Here is a 1,805-nt window from a genome sequence, read left to right as displayed (position 1 = left end):
CGTGCGCGAGAACATCACGTTCTTCGACTCCAGCGTCGACGACGAGCGCATCACCGCCGTGCTCGATCGCATCGGGCTTGGTGCCTGGCTGCGCGCGCTCCCGCGCGATGGCGGCGATGGCGCGCTCGACACGCAGATGCTCGCCGGCGGCCTCTCCGCTGGCGAGGCGCAGCTGCTCGCGTTCGCCCGCGTCTTCCTCCGCGACCCCGGTCTGGTGATCCTCGACGAGGCGTCGTCACGACTCGACTCGGCGACGGAGCGGCACATCGAGCGCGCGATCGACGCGCTGCTCGCCGATCGCACCGGGATCGTCATCGCGCATCGGCTCGCGACGCTGCAGCGGTGTGACCGCATCCTCATCCTCGAGGACGGACGCATCGTCGAGCAGGGCCCGCGCGCCGCGCTCGCGCAGGATCCGTTGTCGCGCTTCTCGGATCTCCTTCGGACCGGCCTCGAGCAGGTGCTGGCGTGAGCTCGCAGACGCTCGGCACGGGTCGCTTCCTCTGGCATATGGCGACGCTCCGGCCGTGGATCTACATCGGGGACAACTTCCTGTGGACCGCGGTGTACTGCTCGCGTCTCCTGCCGGGCCTCGTCGCGCAGCAGGCCTTCGACGCCCTGCAGCGCGGCAATGCCGACCCGCCAACGATCGGCTGGCTCGCGGCCGCATTCGTCGGATCCGGGATCGCCGGCGCGGTCGCGGAGACCGCGGGGTCGACGTGGGACCTGTTCTTCCGCTTCAGCGTGAGCGCGGTCCTGCAGCGGAACATGCTCGCGGAGATCCTGCGACGGCCCGGCGCGCGCGCGCTCGACCGCTCACCCGGTGAGGCGCTGAGCGTGTTCCGTGACGACGTGCAGTACGCCGAGGACGGCAGCGACTGGACCGTCGACATGATCAGCGAGACCATCTTCGCGGTCGCGGCGATGTGGATCCTCATCAGTGTGAACGCTGCGATCACGATCTTCGTCTTCCTACCGCTCCTGGCGATCGTCGCGGTGGCGCAGGTCGTGACACGCCGTCTGCAGCAGTCGCGTGCGGCGAGCCAGGTCGCGACGAGCCGCGTGACCGGGGCGCTCGGCGAGATCTTCGGCGCGGTCCAGGCGGTGCAGATCGCGCGCGCGGAGCGCGGCGTCGTCGATCACTTCCATCGGCTCAGCGAGTTGCGCCGCCGCGCGGTACTGCGCGAGCGGAAGATCTCGCTTCTCACCGGGTCCGTCTACTGGAACACGGTGTATCTCGGGACCGGTCTCATCCTGCTCCTCGGCGCCCAGGCGATGCGCGACGGCACATTCACGGTCGGCGACTTCGCGCTCTTCGTGTCGTATCTCGGCTTCGTCACCGAGTTCAGCGGCTTCCTTGGCCTCTTCCTCACGCAGTACAAGCAGCTCGGCGTGTCGGTGGCGCGCATGCTCGCCCTCATGCGCGCCGGCAGCGCGACGAACGTGCCGGCCGCGGCCCTGGTCGTGAGCACGCCGCTCGATCTCAAGGAGCCGGCGCAGGCTGAGCCACGCGCGGCGCGGATGGACAGCGCGGCCGTCGAAAAGCTGCTGCGACTCGACGCCGTCGGCCTGACGTATCACTTCGGCCGCGCCGCTGGCGACGGCGCGGGCATCGCCGACATCTCGCTCACGGTGCGGCGCGGCGAGTTCACGGTCGTGACCGGCCGTGTCGGCGCCGGCAAGACGACGCTGCTCCGCGTTCTGCTCGGCCTGCTGCCGCGCGACGGCGGTGAGATCCGCTGGAACGGCGAGATCGTCGACGATCCCGCGGCGTTCTTCGTCCCGCCGCGGTGCGCCTACGTGCC

Annotated in this window: 2 protein-coding genes; both read left to right on the top strand. The window is 70.2% G+C overall.

What is annotated here, in order from left to right; all coding sequences use genetic code 11:
- Positions 1 to 472: ABC transporter ATP-binding protein (locus VI056_06570; GenBank protein HEY6202690.1), on the top strand; the 472-nt coding region annotated here is incomplete at its 5' end.
- The coding region (locus VI056_06565; GenBank protein HEY6202689.1) for an ABC transporter ATP-binding protein at positions 469 to 1,805 on the top strand (1,337 nt) is incomplete at its 3' end. The genes VI056_06570 and VI056_06565, both read left to right, overlap by 4 nt.

It is taken from the genome of Candidatus Limnocylindria bacterium (genome assembly GCA_036523395.1).
Lineage (GTDB): Bacteria > Chloroflexota > Limnocylindria > P2-11E > P2-11E > CF-39.
Note: the sequence above shows the minus strand (reverse complement) of the source record. Positions and strands in the feature narration are given on the sequence as shown.